Origin of the sequence: Veillonella sp. VA137 (assembly GCF_003992015.1) — a bacterium.
Classification (GTDB): Bacteria; Bacillota; Negativicutes; order Veillonellales; family Veillonellaceae; genus F0422.
Genome location: NZ_RQVK01000022.1, coordinates 1 through 15,952, shown reverse-complemented (window position 1 = coordinate 15,952; position 15,952 = coordinate 1). Strand labels below are relative to the sequence as shown.

Below are 15,952 nucleotides of genomic sequence, written 5' to 3'. Positions count from 1 at the left end.
TGTCTATTTTATTGCAAAAAAAGAATGTTGGCGACTACTCTTATATGAGTAGCCCCAACATTTATTATAGAGCCTTATATTATATGAATTTACACAATACTATATGATGATAACATGCATAGTTATAGGAGGAAAACTTATAACTATTTTATCATATATATATACAGTAGGCATCATAAGTTTCACTAATTTTACTTTAACAAGGGAGAGATAGCTATGAAAAAACAGCTTACAATGTTAGTCGCTGCATCAGTATGGGGTATAACTTCAGGATTTGCCGCAAATCCATTTTCAGATGTAACACCTCAAGATTGGGCATATCAAGCAGTAGCACAATTGGCCAAAGAAGGTATTATTAATGGATATCCAGAAGGATATTTTAAAGGCCAACATAACATTACTCGTTATGAAATGGCACAAATGTTAGCAAAAGCGTTAGCTCATAAAGATCGTAATGATGCTGAACAAAATGTTATTATCAACCGTTTGTCAAAGGAATTTGCTACAGAACTAAGTAACTTGGGCGTACGTACTGATATTTTAGAAAGTAAAATAGGTAACTTTGCAATCAATGGTGATGCACGATTGATGTTTGAACATAATCGTTCTGAATATGATTTTTATGAAACTCTATCTGAACCCACTCCATTAGGTCCAGATGAGTATTATAGACGCAATGCAGGAACCATGCCATCATCAAGAAAAAAAAGACAAATACAAGACCACGATGCAGCTGAAAGAAACTTTGTGTATCCAATAAAAATATATGAATTCCATCCTATGTTTACCTATCGAGCACGATTGCAATTCACCGCAACTGTCAATGATAATACTAAGGCCGTACTTCGTGTGAGCACAGGCGATAAAGAATTTGGATCTAATAAAAGCACCGACATATCCTTTGACCGATTATATCTACAACATAATTTCGGCAAATATGTAACTACCTTTGTAGGGCGTTATGATACTGTTATTGGTGGTGGATTAACCTATGACGGGGATTTGGAAGGAGCAACTATAATAGCGGGTAAGGACAAATTGAATGCATCATTCACATTTGGATATGCACCGGATATGGCTTTTAAAGTAGATACTGGTAAGAGAATTGATGGTTATCCAGAAAGAATCTATCAAAGTAATCTATTTAAAACATCGTATAAAGATAATGCACAGTTAGCTATTTTTCAACTGAATAGTAAAATTGGTCCTCGTGTAAAAATAGGAACCTTTTATACCAAAGTGAATGGTATGACTTTTGGCGAAGCGACTGAAAATACATATCTAGGAAATTACTTTGTTGACTATTATGAAGCAAAAAATGAATCTTTAGACTTCTATGGCATTTATGGAAATATTAAATTGGGCTCTAAACTATTCATAGATGGTGAATTTGCTAAGTTTAAAAACATTAAGGGAGTTAGTTTGAAATCGTATAACTATAAAGAATCCAACAAGTCTTGGACTGTAGGTCTTACATATGGTAACTATACTCCAGATAAACGTGGCAGTTGGTCTGTGAAAGCACAATATAATTATTTAGGGAAAAGAGGGCCTGTCTTTGCACCTACATTCTGGACACCGGCATACCAAAACTATAAAGGGTGGGCTTTGCAAGGTAAATATGCAGTCGCTAATAATGTTGGTTTAAAAGTACATGCTATGTTAAATCCGAAAGATGAAGAGGGGAATACATTATCTAACTTTTACCGTGGAGAAATTAACTATCAATTCTAATCTTTAACTTGAATAATGGTTATACCCCTTGCTTTCATACCTCATTTTGTGCTATACTAACAAAGTATGAATACACACGCAACTAGACTATCAGTTCTGTGCGCAATTTCGCGTTTGCTGAGGGATGAGGGTTGCGGAGGTTTTTTAACAGGAGGTGCCAACATGGCAGTAGTATCACTTAAACAATTATTAGAAGCTGGTGTTCACTTTGGACATCAAACAAGAAGATGGAATCCTAAAATGGCTAAATTCATCTTCACTGAACGTAATGGTATTTATATCATTGACCTTCAAAAAACTGTAAAAAAAGTAGAAGAAGCGTATGATTTCTTACGTGAAGTAGCTCAAGAAGGTAAAACAATCCTTTTCGTAGGTACTAAAAAACAAGCTCAAGAAGCTGTTAAAGAAGAAGCTCTTCGTGCGAATATGTACTTCGTTAACGAACGTTGGTTGGGCGGTATGTTGACTAACTTCAAAACTATCGAAGCTCGTATTAAACGCTTAAAACAATTAGAAAAAATGGCTGAAGATGGAACATTCGAAGTTCTTCCTAAAAAAGAAGTAATTCGTCTTCGTCATGAATGGGAAAAATTGGAAAAATATCTTGGCGGTATCAAAGATATGCCAGAAATGCCAGGTGCACTTTTCGTAATCGACCCTAAAAAAGAAAAAATCGCTATCGCAGAGGCTAAAAAATTAGGTATTCCTGTTGTAGCTACTGTGGACACTAACTGTGATCCAGACGAAGTTGATTTCCCTATCCCAGCAAATGATGACGCTATTCGCGCAGTTAAATTATTGGCTGGTAAAATGGCTGACGCTATTTTAGAAGGCCGTCAAGGTGAACAAGACGCTTTCGGTACAGAAACTGCTTCCGAAGAAGCTTAAGAATCTGTAAGATTATTTAACAATATATACAGACATAGTCTTAATTGATAAATAAGTAATAACGATGTAAAATTAAGGTAAGGCTAAGGTCTTACCTTAATTATTTATAGGAGGAAAAATCATGGCTCAAATTACAGCAGCTTTAGTAAAAGAATTACGCGACATGACTGGCGCAGGTATGATGGATGCTAAAAAAGCATTGGTAGAAGTTGATGGCGATATCCAAAAAGCAGTTGACTTCCTTCGTGAAAAAGGTTTAGCAGCGGCAGCTAAAAAAGCTGGTCGTATTGCAGCTGAAGGTGTAGTTGCATCTTACATTCACGGCGGCGGACGTATCGGTGTATTAGTAGAAATCAACTGTGAAACAGACTTCGTTGCTAAAACTGATGATTTCCAAGCTCTTTGCAAAGACGTAGCAATGCAAATCGCTGCAGCTAACCCAACATACTTAAAACGTGAAGACGTTCCAGCTGATGTAATCGAACACGAAAAAGCTGTATTGATGGAACAAGCTAAAGTAGAAGCTGAAGAAGACGTTAAAGCTGGCCGTAAACCAAAACCAGAAGCAGTGCTTGAAAAAATGGTAGCTGGCCGCGTTGAAAAATTCTATAAAGAAAACTGCCTATTAGAACAAGTTTTCATTAAAGACGGTGAAAAAACTGTACAAGCTATGATCAATGAAGCAATCGCTAAAATCGGTGAAAACATTAACGTACGTCGTTATGTTCGCTACGCATTAGGCGAAGGTATCGAAAAGAAACAAGACGATTTCGTTGCAGAAGTTATGGCTACTGTAGGTAAATAAGTACGGAGATAAGAGAACACCGCAAGTGTTCTCTTATTTTTGAATTATTTGTTAGAAACGTCATAAGGAGAAGGACATGAGTGAACGTAAATTTAAACGTATCGTATTAAAACTTAGCGGTGAGGCCTTAGCAGGCGATCAAGGATTTGGCATTAACCCACAAGTGGTAGAACCATTGGCGCAAGAAATTGCGGCACTTTCCAAAGAAAGTGGTATTGAAATTGCTATCGTTGTAGGTGGTGGAAATATTTGGCGTGGTCTATCCGGTAGTGCTAAAGGTATGGATCGTGCATCTGCTGATTATATGGGTATGATTGCGACAGTGATGAATGCTATCGCATTACAAGATGCTCTTGAAAATGCAGGCGTAGCAACTCGTGTTCAAACAGCGATTGAAATGCAAGAAGTAGCAGAACCATACATTCGTCGTCGCGCCATTCGTCACTTAGAAAAAGGTCGTATTGTTATCTTTGCAGCAGGTACGGGTAATCCATACTTCTCTACAGATACTACAGCTGCTTTGCGTGCTGCTGAAATCGAAGCAGATGCTATTTTAATGGCAAAAAAATTTGCTGATGGCGTATATGATTCCGACCCTAAAACAAATCCAAATGCTGTAAAATTCGATGAATTGACTTACATGGATGTAATCAGCAAAGAATTGAAAGTAATGGATGCTACATCAACTACATTATGTAAAGATAATCATATTCCTATCGTTGTATTTAGCATGGATATTCCTGGTAACATCACTCGTGCTGCTAAGGGAGAAGCCATTGGTACTATCGTAAAATAAAAGGTGAACACTATGGAAATTAAAGAAATTATTAGCCGCGAAGAAGCGCGCATGGATAAAACAATTGAATCCTTAAAACATGAATTTACTAATGTACGCACAGGTCGTGCGCATACATCTTTGTTGGATTCCGTTATGGTAGATTACTATGGTGCACCAACACCTGTTAATCAAGTGGCAAACGTATCTGCTCCAGACCCTCGCATGATTTTAATCGCTCCATGGGATAAAACTATGATTGGTGCTATTGAAAAAGCTATCTTAACATCCGATTTAGGATTAAACCCTAATAACGATGGTGAAGCTATTCGTTTGGCTATCCCTCAATTGACAGAAGAACGCCGTAAAGAATTAGTAAAAGTAGTAAGCAAAAAAGCAGAAGACGCTAAAGTTGCAGTCCGTAACATTCGTCGTGATGCTAATGATGCAATCAAAAAAGAAGAAAAAGCGAAAACAATTACTGAAGATGTATCAAAGGATGGGCAAGAACAAGTTCAAAAATTGACTGACAAAAAAATCAAACTAATTGATGAACTTCGCGATACAAAAGAAAAGGATGTTATGTCTGTCTAATGGAACATACATCTATTTTGGGATTTCCATGGCAGCTTGCACAGTCTCTTTTGCAGGCTGCCTCTATCCCTTTTACTACAAAAATAGAAAAGAACTATAATCGGTTCTTTTCCATTTCTTCCGAAGAATGTTATGTAGGCCGTGTCATAGTATTGGACGATACATGGGAGATAGTTCTCTTTCATCCTATGGTAGCCAGTCATGTGGTGCAGTCGAATGAGGTACAGTATGCTAAAAAACTTATGGAAGAAAAGTAAACATCAAGAGAGACCAACTATAGATCCAACGAATATTCCAGAACATATTGCCATTATTATGGACGGTAACGGTAGATGGGCAAAGCGTAAAGGCATGCCACGGAGTATGGGTCATCGCGCAGGTGCGGAAGTATTAAAGGATATTGTGAAAGCAGCCCAAGGATTTGGTGTGAAAGCACTGACTGTATATGGCTTTTCCACAGAAAATTGGAAACGCCCAGAAGAAGAAGTCAGCCTGTTAATGGGTCTTATTAAAGAGTATTTACTTTCAAATGTAAAGCGAATGCATGCAGAAGGTGTCCGCATTCGTTTTGTGGGAGATATAACCAAGTTATCTGAAGAGTTACAAAAAATTATCAAAGAATCTGAGGAGTTAACACAAGATAATAAGGGAATCACACTGCAATTAGCAATCAACTATGGGGGGCGTGACGAACTCACAAGAGTTACAAAACAGATTGTCCAAGATGTGGCAAAGGGTGTTATCAATGAGGAAGATATTACAGAAACATTGATTTCTTCCTACTTAGATACAAAAGAATTTGACCGTGTGGATCTACTGATTCGACCAAGTAATGATGCACGAATTAGTAACTTCTTGTTATGGCAAATTGCTTATGCAGAGTTTTGGTTTACCCCTTTGCATTGGCCAGATTTTACGCCCCGAGTGTTGGAAGAAGCCATCTTGGCATACCAACAACGTGAACGTAGATTTGGTGGTTTAAAAGAGGAGAAATAATATGTTAAAAACCCGTCTCATCACAGCTTTGATTGGCGTGGTCTTGTTGGCGATTGCCATCGCCTATGGGGGTGTATTTTTTAATCTTGTGATGTCCGTGTTGGCATTCATTGGTTGGGTAGAGTGTGTCAGCTTATTTCGACATATGAAACGCCGCCTATTACCACTATGGGGATTGATTTATATTGTCCTTGTATGCGGTTCCTTAGTATTTGGTAATTATCCATTAGCAGTATTCTTAGGTGTTTTGGTGATGTTAGCCATGGTCATTGAATATACCTTCTGCAATGGAAAAATAACTCTTATGGCAGTACAATCTACGATCAGTAGCTTATTATATGTCACTAGTGGCTTTATAGCACTGATGGTGTTACGTGATAATAAAATCTATGAAAATACAAGCTATTATGCAGAACAAGATGGGTTCGGCACGGCTGTCATCTGGCTTGTGCTAATCTCAATTTGGGCCAGTGATACATTTGCCTATTTTGTAGGTCGTTCCTTTGGGAAACGAAAAGTCGTACCAACTATCAGTCCTAACAAAACATTAGAAGGATTTGTCGGTGGTTTCATTGGCTGTGTTTTGACAGGATGGATTGCTTCTATTTGCTTAGGGTTGCCATTGAATTTTGGTATTGGAATGGGTGTCATTGTCGGTATATTAGCACCACTTGGGGATTTATTTGAATCTAAGTTAAAACGTGAAGCAAATAAAAAAGATTCCGGCACATTATTGCCTGGTCATGGTGGTGTATTAGATCGTTTTGATAGTCTATTATTTGCAGCACCATTGGTATTGGCATTTATTCTTATGCTGTAATGATTTAATCGTAGGGAGGCCTTTATGAAAGCTATAAGTATTTTAGGCTCCACGGGGTCTATAGGAACACAAACTTTAGATGTGATTCGTCAACATCCAGATCAATTTCAAGCAGTAGCGTTAGTAACACATAGCAATATTGATTTGCTAGAACAGCAAATTGCTGAATTTCAGCCAGTTATGGCGGGTGTTGTAGATGAACGGGCTTATGCTATACTGAAAGCTCGTTATCAAGGGCCTACAGAGATTGTTGGTGGCAAGGAAGCCTTGATTGTGGCAGCTACCTTGTCAGAAGCGATAATGGTAGTTACTGCTGTAGTTGGCGCTGCAGGTATTGAACCTACCATGGCTGCGATTCGAGCTAAGAAAACAATTGGTCTTGCGAATAAAGAAACCTTAGTGGCTTGTGGGTCTTTGATTACAAAGGCAGCACAAGACTATGGTGTATCGATTTTACCCATTGATAGTGAGCATAGCGCTATTTATCAATGTTTAGAAGGCCAAGATAGAAGTAATGTTGAGAAGTTAATCATTACAGCATCAGGTGGTGCTTTACGTCATTGGAAGTCAGAAGATTTATATACAGCGACAGCAAAGGATTGTTTGGCACATCCCACATGGAATATGGGGAATAAAATTACCATTGACTCAGCTACTTTATTCAATAAAGGGTTAGAAGTCATTGAAGCTCATTGGCTGTTTGATTTTGATTACGATCATATTGATGTAGTGGTTCATCCACAGAGTATTGTACACTCTATGATTCAAATGAAAGATGGTGCTATTTTGGCACAGTTAGGGAATCCAGATATGCGTGAGCCTATCCAATATGCGATGACCTATCCAAAACGATATCCATTACAAATGGAGCATTTAGATTTTACCAAAGGTTTAGATCTTCAGTTCATGGCTCCTCGGTGGGATGATTTTCCTGCCTTACGACTCGCCTTTACAGTAGGAAAAGAAGGTGGTTATGCACCAGCTGTATTCAATGCAGCCAATGAAATGGCGGTCTATGCCTTACTGGATGAACGAATTACTTATGGACATATATATGAAGTAGTTTCAACCGTTCTTGGACGCATGAACAATGGTGTACCTATATCTATTGATGATGTACTGGGCATGGATGCGTGGGCAAGACAAGAAGCTACGAAAGAAATACAAAGGAGAAGTGCATGTTAATTACAATTTTAGGAGCTGTCTTTGTATTCGGTGTGATTGTTATGATTCACGAATTGGGACATTTTCTAACGGCGAAAGCCTGTGGTATGCGTGTTGATGAATTTGCTATCGGCATTGGCCCTAATGTCATACAGAAACAAAAAGGAGAAACACTCTACTCTTTACGTCTTTTGCCATTAGGTGGATTCAACAAAATTGCTGGTATGGATCCTTCTGAAGATGCAGGGGACCGTGGGTTCAATAGCAAACCTGTATGGCAACGATTCATTGTTATCGCTGCGGGTGCTACGTTTAACTTTTTATTGGCTATTGTGATATACTTTTTTGTATTCGCTTTCCATGGTACAACAATACCATCTCATGAACCGATTATTGGAGATACATTAGCAGGAAACCCAGCTACTACTGCAGGTATCCAAAAAGGAGATAAAATTGTATCTATCAATGGTCAATCAATTACAGAATGGAAGGATATTACAGAGTCTCTAAAAGGTCATAGTAATCATGTAGTATCTGTTACATTAGATAGAAATGGTGAGAGTATATCTACCACTGTCATTCCTCGTGAATCTGGTGATAGAGCCGTCATCGGAATCAATCCAGTATTAGAAGTAAAAGAGTATAGTATTGGCGAATCTGCGGTGCATGCTGTATCCCACGCTGGATCTACCCTTACTGATATGGTACAAGGATTGTGGAATATTGTAACAGGGCATAGTAAAGGCGATGTAGCGGGCCCTATCGGTGTAGCACAAATGGCGGGGCAAGTAGCACAACATGGTTTTATTAGTTTGCTGTTATTCACAGCCTTATTAAGTTTAAATCTTGGTGTAATCAACTTATTGCCAATTCCCGTACTAGATGGTGGACATTTGGTGTTGTTGATTCTAGAAGGTATTACAGGACGTAAACTGCCAGAAAAGGCATTGCAATACATCCAAATGACTGGCGTAGGCCTATTATTGTTAGTGTTTGTATATTCTACATTCCAAGATATTCTAAGACTATTTTAGAGGTATACTATGATAGAACGTAAACCGACAAAAGGTATTCAAGTGGGTACCGTTCATATTGGGAATCACGCACCTGTCAGTATCCAATCTATGATTACTACAAATCCAGTAAAAGTTGAGCAATCTATTGAAGAAATTAATCGCTTGGCTACCGCTGGTTGTGAATTAGTTCGCTTAGCTGTTCCTGATATGGCAGCTGCAAAAGCAATAAAAGATATTAAAGAACGTGCTATGATTCCATTAATTGCTGATATTCATTTTGACTACCGCTTAGCTTTACAAGCTATTGATAGTGGTATCGATGGGCTTCGCATTAATCCAGGAAATATTGGTAGTATCGATAATGTGGTAAAAGTTGTGGAAAAAGCGAAACCTAAATTGATTCCTATTCGTATAGGTGTAAATGCTGGATCCTTACCACAACATGTATTAGATGCCCATGGTGGACATCCTACAGCGGATGGTATGGTGGATACTGCCTTAGAACATATTCGTATCTTAGAATCTTTAGAATATGACCAAATGAAAGTTTCTATTAAAGCTACAGATGTACCTTTAATGATTGAAGCATACCGCAAATTATCCAGTAAAATACCATATCCATTGCATTTAGGCGTCACAGAAGCAGGCACCATCAAACAAGGAACGATTAAATCTGCTATCGGTATTGGAACACTATTAGCAGATGGTATTGGTGATACGATTCGTGTGTCTCTAACGGGAGATCCTATCCATGAGGTAGAAGTAGCAAAAACTATTTTAAGCTCCTTGGAACTTCGTACCTTTGGAGCGACTATGATTTCTTGCCCTACCTGTGGCAGATGCCAAGTCAATTTATTCAATATGGCAGACATTGTTGAAGAAAGATTGAAATCTATAAAAGCACCAATCCGTGTAGCTGTTATGGGCTGTGTTGTAAACGGACCTGGGGAAGCACGAGAAGCTGATTTTGGCATTGCAGGAGGTAAAGGACAGGGTATTATTTTCCGCAAAGGCAAGGTTTTGAAAACGGTGCCGGAACAAGAGTTAGTGGATACCTTATTTGCTGAAATCGATCAATATCTGTTGACACTAGAAGACAAATAAGGAGAGGAAAATTTTGTTTTCTAAAATGAAATACTATCCCTTACTATTAGAATACATGGTATAGTAAATCCATAGTATATAGTTAAGATATTTCCAATACGTATGAATCATATAGAATATAAAGGAGTAAGTTATGTTAGCAAGTCGCTTATATGCACCAACATTACGGGAAATGCCATCCGATGCTGATGTAATTAGCCAACAATTAATGTTGCGGGCTGGCTTTGTTCGTAAAGTGGCTGGTGGTTTATACACCTATTTACCATTAGCCTGGCGCAGTATTCATAAAATTAATGCCATCATTCGTGAAGAAATGGAAGCAATTAATAGCCAAGAAATTATGATGCCTATTCTTCAACCTAGTGAATTATGGGAAGAATCTGGTCGTTGGGCTGCGTATGGTGCTGAAATGATGCGTATTTCCGACCGTCATGGTCGTGAATATTGCTTAGGACCAACTCATGAAGAAATGGTAACCAATCTAGTGCGTGGAGAAGTAAATTCATATCGCCAATTGCCATTGAGTTTATATCAAATTCAAAATAAATATCGTGATGAACGTCGTCCACGCTACGGATTGATGCGTAGCCGTGAGTTCATCATGAAAGATGCTTATTCTTTCGACATTGATGAAGAAGGTATGAGTAAATCTTTCTGGGATATGTATGAAGCCTATTCAAATATCTTTAAACGTTGCGGCCTCACATGCAAACCAGTTGAAGCAGATAATGGTGCTATTGGTGGTTCCGGTAGCTTTGAGTTTATGGCTTTAGCAGAATCTGGAGAAGCAGATGTAATCCACTGTACGAAATGTGACTATGCAGCGAATATTGAAATTGGCCAACCAAAAGCATTGGAAGTGGATGCAGAAGAACCAAAAGCAATGGAAACTGTATCTACACCAGATGCAAAAACAATTCAAGCTGTAGCAGAGATGTTGGAATTACCATTGGAAAAAACAATCAAAGCGGTCGTATACAACATTGAAGGTAAAGTGATTCTTGCCATTGTTCGCGGTGACCATGAAGTGAATGAAATCGCTGTACAACGTGCTGTAGAAGGCGGTATTGAGCCAGAAATGGCTACTCCAGAAGACTTAACACGTATAGGATTAACAGCTGGATTCATTAGTCCAGTGGGACTTTCACAATCAGAAGAGTTTGCCATTGTAGTGGATGAAACAGTGATGAATTTACATAATGTATGTGGCGGTGCTAACACAGCAGACGCGCATTATATCAATATTAATCCTCACCGTGATTTCAATGTAGACGACATCATCGTGGCACCAATTCGTTTGATTACCTTAGATGATCCATGCCCTAAGTGTGGTGGTGAACTTCGCATCGACAAAGGTATTGAAGTAGGTCAAGTATTCAAATTGGGTACAAAATACTCTGAATCTATGAATGCTACCGTATTGAACCAAGGTGGTCGCCCAACTCCATTCCAAATGGGTTGCTATGGTATTGGTGTTGGCCGTACATTGGCAGCAGCCATTGAGCAAAGTTATGACGAAAATGGTATCATTTGGCCAGTAGCGATTGCTCCATTTGAGGTTGTCATTGTTCCTATTAATGCAAAAGATGAAGCTTTGATGGAAGTGAGCGAACGCTTGTACAAAGAAATGCAACAGGCAGGTGTGGATGTACTATTGGATGATCGAAAAGACCGCGCTGGTGTGAAATTTAAAGATGCCGACCTTATCGGCTATCCTGTACGTATTACGGTAAGTAAAAATACTATCGAATCTGGGGAAGTAGAATTGCGTGTTCGTAAAGATGGATCCATAAGCACAGTAAAAATCGATGAAGTAACGACTTCTGTACAAGGATTACTTCGCTTGCTAAAAGATGGATATAGTATGTAATGACTCAAATTTAATTGCATAGAGATAGAAAGAACGAACGACTCATTGAGGATTCCTTAATGAGTTGTTTTGTCATAGGTAAAAGAGAAAAGAATGCGTCTTTTATAGAATCAAATATACTCAAAAGCGTAACTATACGTATACTATTTAGTTATAGTGCATGAAAACTGTATATTATAACTAGATAAAGTGATATAAAAAGAGTAGAATAAAAGTAACTGATTCATACTTTTATTTACAGGTAGTTTATTTCAAGCTTTATGTATCATATATCAATATGAAACGAAGCAAGTTATTGTTAGGCTTAATTACCACGTCTATTGTCTCTATTGTGTGGGGAGCGGAGGGGTTCATTGAAGAAACACCACTGTATACTTTTGCCTATGCAGGAAAGCATCAGGTGAATACACCTATAATGACTTATAAAATGTTACAATCTCGGCAATTTAAGCTAGGTTGGACACATAGATTCAAAAAAAGAGAGGAGAATACGTGTGAAACATAAACATTTAGCATTACTAGTATTGGCGGCGATTCCATTATTAGCTAGAGGGGAAGGCTTTACTGTAGACACGGTAACTCGAAATGATTGGAAAACGGTAGATACGATTTCCCTAGGTGAGAAATTAGCTAAGAATGGGGGCACTATTACTGAAAATAGTGCTACAAAAATTAAGTATGAGTATAAGTATGCTGATGGCACTATCTTAGGGACGAAAACCAAGTATATAGATGGCGGTAATACGGTTAATGAAATTATCACAAATCGAAATATGACGGCTCCGAATGACATTCGGACGAAACCAACTACGGAAACGACATTAGCGTCGGAAGGGACGATTCATTTCATTCATGTAGATGATGGTACCTCTATTGATTGGCAAGATGGGGTACATGTGTATAACTCCAATAGTAAGTTGGTTGATCGGTCAGAAACGATTCTTAATTTTGATGCGAATACAAATTTCAATGTTACAACCCATAAAACATATCATGGAAAATTTTATCCTATGTTTAATGTGGTAAAAGTAGTCGGAGAAGGTTCGGGTGATGTGACGAAGCCAGTGTCTACGGTGAACTTTTTAAAGAAAGTGACTATGGATACCCACGTGCAAACGATTAATCCTGGAAATTTAAAGTCCTATGAAAAGCGTGTGAATGGATTCTTTCAACAAACGAATCAAGGGGGAGAATCCCATGTGCATTTTCATGATGATTTGACCATGAATACGGAGTCTACTACAAATAATTTGGAAGTGGCTGCGTTCCGCCTAGAAAACAATGGGGAAAATCGGTATCGCACTGTGTCTACTAAGGATACGATTGAAGCCGAAAAAGGTGGATCTAGTCTTATCTTTGATGGAAATGTGACAAGTACTATCTCAGGCAATACGGATACTGAGATGCGATTTTTATCTAATGTGAACTATCATGGCGGTGTTCATGTGACATCAAAAGAAGGAAAGAACTTTGTATCTACCATCACTAACGAATCAGCGAATAACACAAAGAATACATTACATGTCAATACGGATACGGAAAATCATGGTTTCTCCGAGATTACTTTAAAGGCGAATACGGATTTCATCACGAAGAGCGCTGGTGGTACTGTTTGGGGCATGTATGTCAATGCTGAATCCCACGGTGAAAATCGAATCACCCTTTCCGGTGCAAAGAACAACATTTCTACAACCGGTAAAGATGAAGTATATGGCATTGAAGTATCTTCTAGTTTGAATGATACAACTGGGACAACCGATGCTAATGAAAAACCTAGTAAAAACTCGGTAGACCTACAGAATACAACGGTTACCACAGATTCTACATCCATAGGGAAACCGTGGGTCTACGGTGTGAGAATGAGCGCTGAGAATGGTGAGAATACAGTGAAGATAACCCATAGTGATGTGAAAACAGCATCCAACTACGTGGCTAGAAGTATTGATATAGGATCTGAGAATCAAGGCACAAATACAGTTACCTTAGATACTACGAATATTACTACAAAAGGTGCCTATGCCTATGGCTTGAATCTGGTGAGTGCGAGAAAAGCCGGTGCTGGGAGTAACTCCATTCATTGGAAAGGTAAGAACAGCATTGCCACTGAGGCGATAGCGAATGGATATGGCATACGAGTTGAAAAAGATAAAGCGAATTCGGGAGCTGGTACAACCATAATCTCTGATGCAGATTCGTCGTTAGCGATTAAGGTAGATACAGAAGGATCAGGAACTGGCATCTCACAAATACATAGTAATACGAATAATATAACGAATACTACTTTCAACGGTGATGTATCGATTGTTATGCGTGGTACTGGAAAAGCAAAAGTAGGTGTACTGGCGAGAACTGATGCAGATAGTGATACGAACGCGAATACCATAACTTTCAATAAAAAGTTAAACATTGATGGTAATCCAATAGACCCTGCCTTTGTAGCAGGTGGCAAGAATACAACTATTACTGTATCCGGTAAGGATACGACAACCATAGTAGGTAATGTATTTGCTGCAAATGGAGGCACAGTTGATGTTAACCTATTAACGAAGGACTCCTATCTCATTGGCAAAGCGGACAATGCAGGTACTGGTAACATACATGTGAAAGTAGATGGTGGCAATTATTGGGAAATGACTGATAACTCTAAGATTAATCGATTGGACCTATCTAATGCAGGAGAAGTTCGATTTGGTGATACAGAGGTTCCTCTATCCTTAACTGTAGATACCCTAGCAGGAACGGGTGGTGTACTCCATATAGCTGGCAATGTGGGATCAGGTCATACAGACAAACTCACCATTAAGTCCAGTAGTGAAGGGGAACATGGGATTCATTTCCAAAATATGGCAGATTCCAAATCTACGGGCACAGAAGTGTTGCAATTAGTGGAAAGTTTAGGTAAACCAGAGGATCATAAGGCAGTATTTTCATTACTTAATAAAGATAATCATGTAGCAGTTCCTACAGATGATAAAAAGCCTAGCCTTCCTAAAACTGTCATTGAAAAAGGGGCCTACCTATATACATTAGGCAGACCTACGGATTCAAAAGTTATTTCTATTAATGATGCAAATGTAAATAACTGGTATCTATTCCCTTATGAGGATAATGGTAAGGGTAAATTGACACCAGGGGCACACTCGACCATTCAATTCGATAATTTATTGTATAATTTACACTTAGGCAATATAGAAACATTGGTTCAGCGGTTAGGAGAAATCCATCTTCATAAAGATGTGGAACGGTCTAATACGGTATGGGCTAATTATACGAATGGCAAGTTTGACTCTTCCCATCATGGTGGTTACCAACAACGATACTGGGGACTTAAAGGTGGCTATAATTGGATACATCCACGGGATACGTGGATTCACTATAGTGGTTTTACCGTAGGTATGATGCAATCGACAGCTACTCTTGATGAATACCAAGGCCATGCAAAGTTATCAGGTACTGAGCTTGGTTTCTACTCCACTCGATTGTACAAGGATACTAATGTATATGTAGATCTAGTAGGTAAAGTGAGACGCTCTCATGGTGATTTCAACTTAGTTAACTATTCTAATGAGGCCTTGCGATCAACCACTATGCACACGAACTCATTCTTGGCATCTGTGGAACTGGGAAAACGTAAGTACCGCTCCGGCAAAGATGGAGAAGGTTTATTTATACAACCAGAAGCACAACTGACTTACGAAGCGAGCAAAGGATATAGCATGGATATATCCAATGGATTACATAGCCAGTTAGGATCTATGCACAGCCTAGTAGGTCGCATTGGCGTACGGGCAGGAGTAGATAAGTCATCTGGCACTGCATGGAATCCGTATGTGAAAGTGATGTATGAAAAAGAATTCCTCGGCAATCGAACACTGACATTTAATGAAAGCACTACGCAGCAACTTTCTTACAAAGGTCATTGGTTTACCTACGGCTTAGGCTTCTCCTATATGAATCGAGCTAAGACAGAACAGGTGTACCTTGAGGCGCAACGATCTACCCGTGATCGAGTACGACAAAACTGGCAATTGAAAGTCGGAGTTCGTCATACATTCTAGGAAATTATAAGAACCCCGTCACGCACTTTGTGAATTTTGAATGGGTAAAATTAGGCTCTTTGTCAAATGTGGGGGCTACTCATGTAAAAGCTTTTAGCGCTAGCTATGGAAATAGCTAGCGCTATTCT

The 15,952-nt window shown here is 38.8% G+C and carries 13 protein-coding genes; all 13 read left to right on the top strand.

Annotated elements, in window-relative coordinates; translation table 11 throughout:
• Positions 1-216 precede the first annotated feature (216 nt).
• The 13 genes from EO116_RS08110 (at position 217) to EO116_RS08050 (ending at position 15,824) form a co-directional block, all read left to right on the top strand.
• Entirely contained in the window at positions 217-1,734 is a 1,518-nt protein-coding gene (locus tag EO116_RS08110) for a putative porin (RefSeq protein WP_127161393.1), read from the top strand.
• A 162-nt stretch (positions 1,735-1,896) separates the two neighbouring features.
• On the top strand, positions 1,897-2,622 hold the full coding sequence (rpsB, locus tag EO116_RS08105) for a 30S ribosomal protein S2 (RefSeq protein ID WP_062402636.1): 726 nt from the start codon (positions 1,897-1,899) through the stop codon (positions 2,620-2,622).
• A gap of 121 nt (positions 2,623-2,743) precedes the next feature.
• Positions 2,744-3,427 carry a translation elongation factor Ts gene (tsf, locus tag EO116_RS08100; protein WP_127161392.1) on the top strand — a complete coding sequence of 228 codons (684 nt, stop codon included), beginning with the start codon at positions 2,744-2,746 and terminating at the stop codon, positions 3,425-3,427.
• A gap of 76 nt (positions 3,428-3,503) precedes the next feature.
• On the top strand, positions 3,504-4,223 hold the full coding sequence (gene pyrH / locus EO116_RS08095; RefSeq protein ID WP_009352746.1) for a UMP kinase: 720 nt from the start codon (positions 3,504-3,506) through the stop codon (positions 4,221-4,223).
• Between the two features lie 12 nt (positions 4,224-4,235).
• Positions 4,236-4,796, top strand: coding sequence for a ribosome recycling factor (gene frr, locus EO116_RS08090; protein WP_127161391.1), 561 nt, complete (start codon positions 4,236-4,238; stop codon positions 4,794-4,796).
• On the top strand, positions 4,796-5,053 hold the full coding sequence (locus EO116_RS08085; protein WP_127161390.1) for a hypothetical protein: 258 nt from the start codon (positions 4,796-4,798) through the stop codon (positions 5,051-5,053). Before frr ends, EO116_RS08085 begins: the two co-directional genes overlap by 1 nt.
• Complete coding sequence (locus EO116_RS08080; protein WP_127161389.1) at positions 5,025-5,792, top strand: isoprenyl transferase; 768 nt, start codon at positions 5,025-5,027, stop codon at positions 5,790-5,792. The genes EO116_RS08085 and EO116_RS08080 overlap by 29 nt, the downstream gene beginning before the upstream one ends.
• 1 nt (position 5,793) lies before the next feature.
• Positions 5,794-6,612: a phosphatidate cytidylyltransferase gene (locus EO116_RS08075; protein WP_127161388.1), complete on the top strand. Its 819-nt coding sequence runs from the start codon at positions 5,794-5,796 to the stop codon at positions 6,610-6,612.
• Positions 6,613-6,636: 24 nt separating this feature from the next.
• Positions 6,637-7,797 (top strand): 1-deoxy-D-xylulose-5-phosphate reductoisomerase, encoded by a 1,161-nt coding sequence (locus EO116_RS08070; RefSeq protein ID WP_127161387.1) that lies wholly within the window; start codon positions 6,637-6,639, stop codon positions 7,795-7,797.
• The gene (rseP, locus tag EO116_RS08065) at positions 7,791-8,810 is read left to right on the top strand and encodes an RIP metalloprotease RseP (RefSeq protein WP_127161386.1); all 1,020 of its coding nucleotides are present in this window, start codon (positions 7,791-7,793) and stop codon (positions 8,808-8,810) included. The genes EO116_RS08070 and rseP overlap by 7 nt, the downstream gene beginning before the upstream one ends.
• Positions 8,811-8,819: 9 nt before the next feature.
• Positions 8,820-9,896 carry a flavodoxin-dependent (E)-4-hydroxy-3-methylbut-2-enyl-diphosphate synthase gene (gene ispG / locus EO116_RS08060; protein WP_127161385.1) on the top strand — a complete coding sequence of 359 codons (1,077 nt, stop codon included), beginning with the start codon at positions 8,820-8,822 and terminating at the stop codon, positions 9,894-9,896.
• Between the two features lie 133 nt (positions 9,897-10,029).
• A complete protein-coding gene (locus tag EO116_RS08055) occupies positions 10,030-11,766 on the top strand; it encodes a proline--tRNA ligase (protein WP_127161384.1) in 1,737 nt (578 codons plus the stop codon).
• A gap of 494 nt (positions 11,767-12,260) precedes the next feature.
• Positions 12,261-15,824, top strand: coding sequence for an autotransporter outer membrane beta-barrel domain-containing protein (locus tag EO116_RS08050; RefSeq protein ID WP_127161383.1), 3,564 nt, complete (start codon positions 12,261-12,263; stop codon positions 15,822-15,824).
• The last annotated feature ends 128 nt before the right edge of the window (positions 15,825-15,952 follow it).

What these genes read in the sequence shown, in the direction of transcription:
- EO116_RS08110 (WP_127161393.1), top strand. Translation starts at nt 217, where the DNA reads ATGAAAAAACAGCTTACAATGTTAGTCGCTGCATCAGTATGGGGTATA.
- rpsB (WP_062402636.1), top strand. Translation starts at nt 1,897, where the DNA reads ATGGCAGTAGTATCACTTAAACAATTATTAGAAGCTGGTGTTCACTTT.
- tsf (WP_127161392.1), top strand. Translation starts at nt 2,744, where the DNA reads ATGGCTCAAATTACAGCAGCTTTAGTAAAAGAATTACGCGACATGACT.
- pyrH (WP_009352746.1), top strand. Translation starts at nt 3,504, where the DNA reads ATGAGTGAACGTAAATTTAAACGTATCGTATTAAAACTTAGCGGTGAG.
- frr (WP_127161391.1), top strand. Translation starts at nt 4,236, where the DNA reads ATGGAAATTAAAGAAATTATTAGCCGCGAAGAAGCGCGCATGGATAAA.
- EO116_RS08085 (WP_127161390.1), top strand. Translation starts at nt 4,796, where the DNA reads ATGGAACATACATCTATTTTGGGATTTCCATGGCAGCTTGCACAGTCT.
- EO116_RS08080 (WP_127161389.1), top strand. Translation starts at nt 5,025, where the DNA reads ATGCTAAAAAACTTATGGAAGAAAAGTAAACATCAAGAGAGACCAACT.
- EO116_RS08075 (WP_127161388.1), top strand. Translation starts at nt 5,794, where the DNA reads ATGTTAAAAACCCGTCTCATCACAGCTTTGATTGGCGTGGTCTTGTTG.
- EO116_RS08070 (WP_127161387.1), top strand. Translation starts at nt 6,637, where the DNA reads ATGAAAGCTATAAGTATTTTAGGCTCCACGGGGTCTATAGGAACACAA.
- rseP (WP_127161386.1), top strand. Translation starts at nt 7,791, where the DNA reads ATGTTAATTACAATTTTAGGAGCTGTCTTTGTATTCGGTGTGATTGTT.
- ispG (WP_127161385.1), top strand. Translation starts at nt 8,820, where the DNA reads ATGATAGAACGTAAACCGACAAAAGGTATTCAAGTGGGTACCGTTCAT.
- EO116_RS08055 (WP_127161384.1), top strand. Translation starts at nt 10,030, where the DNA reads ATGTTAGCAAGTCGCTTATATGCACCAACATTACGGGAAATGCCATCC.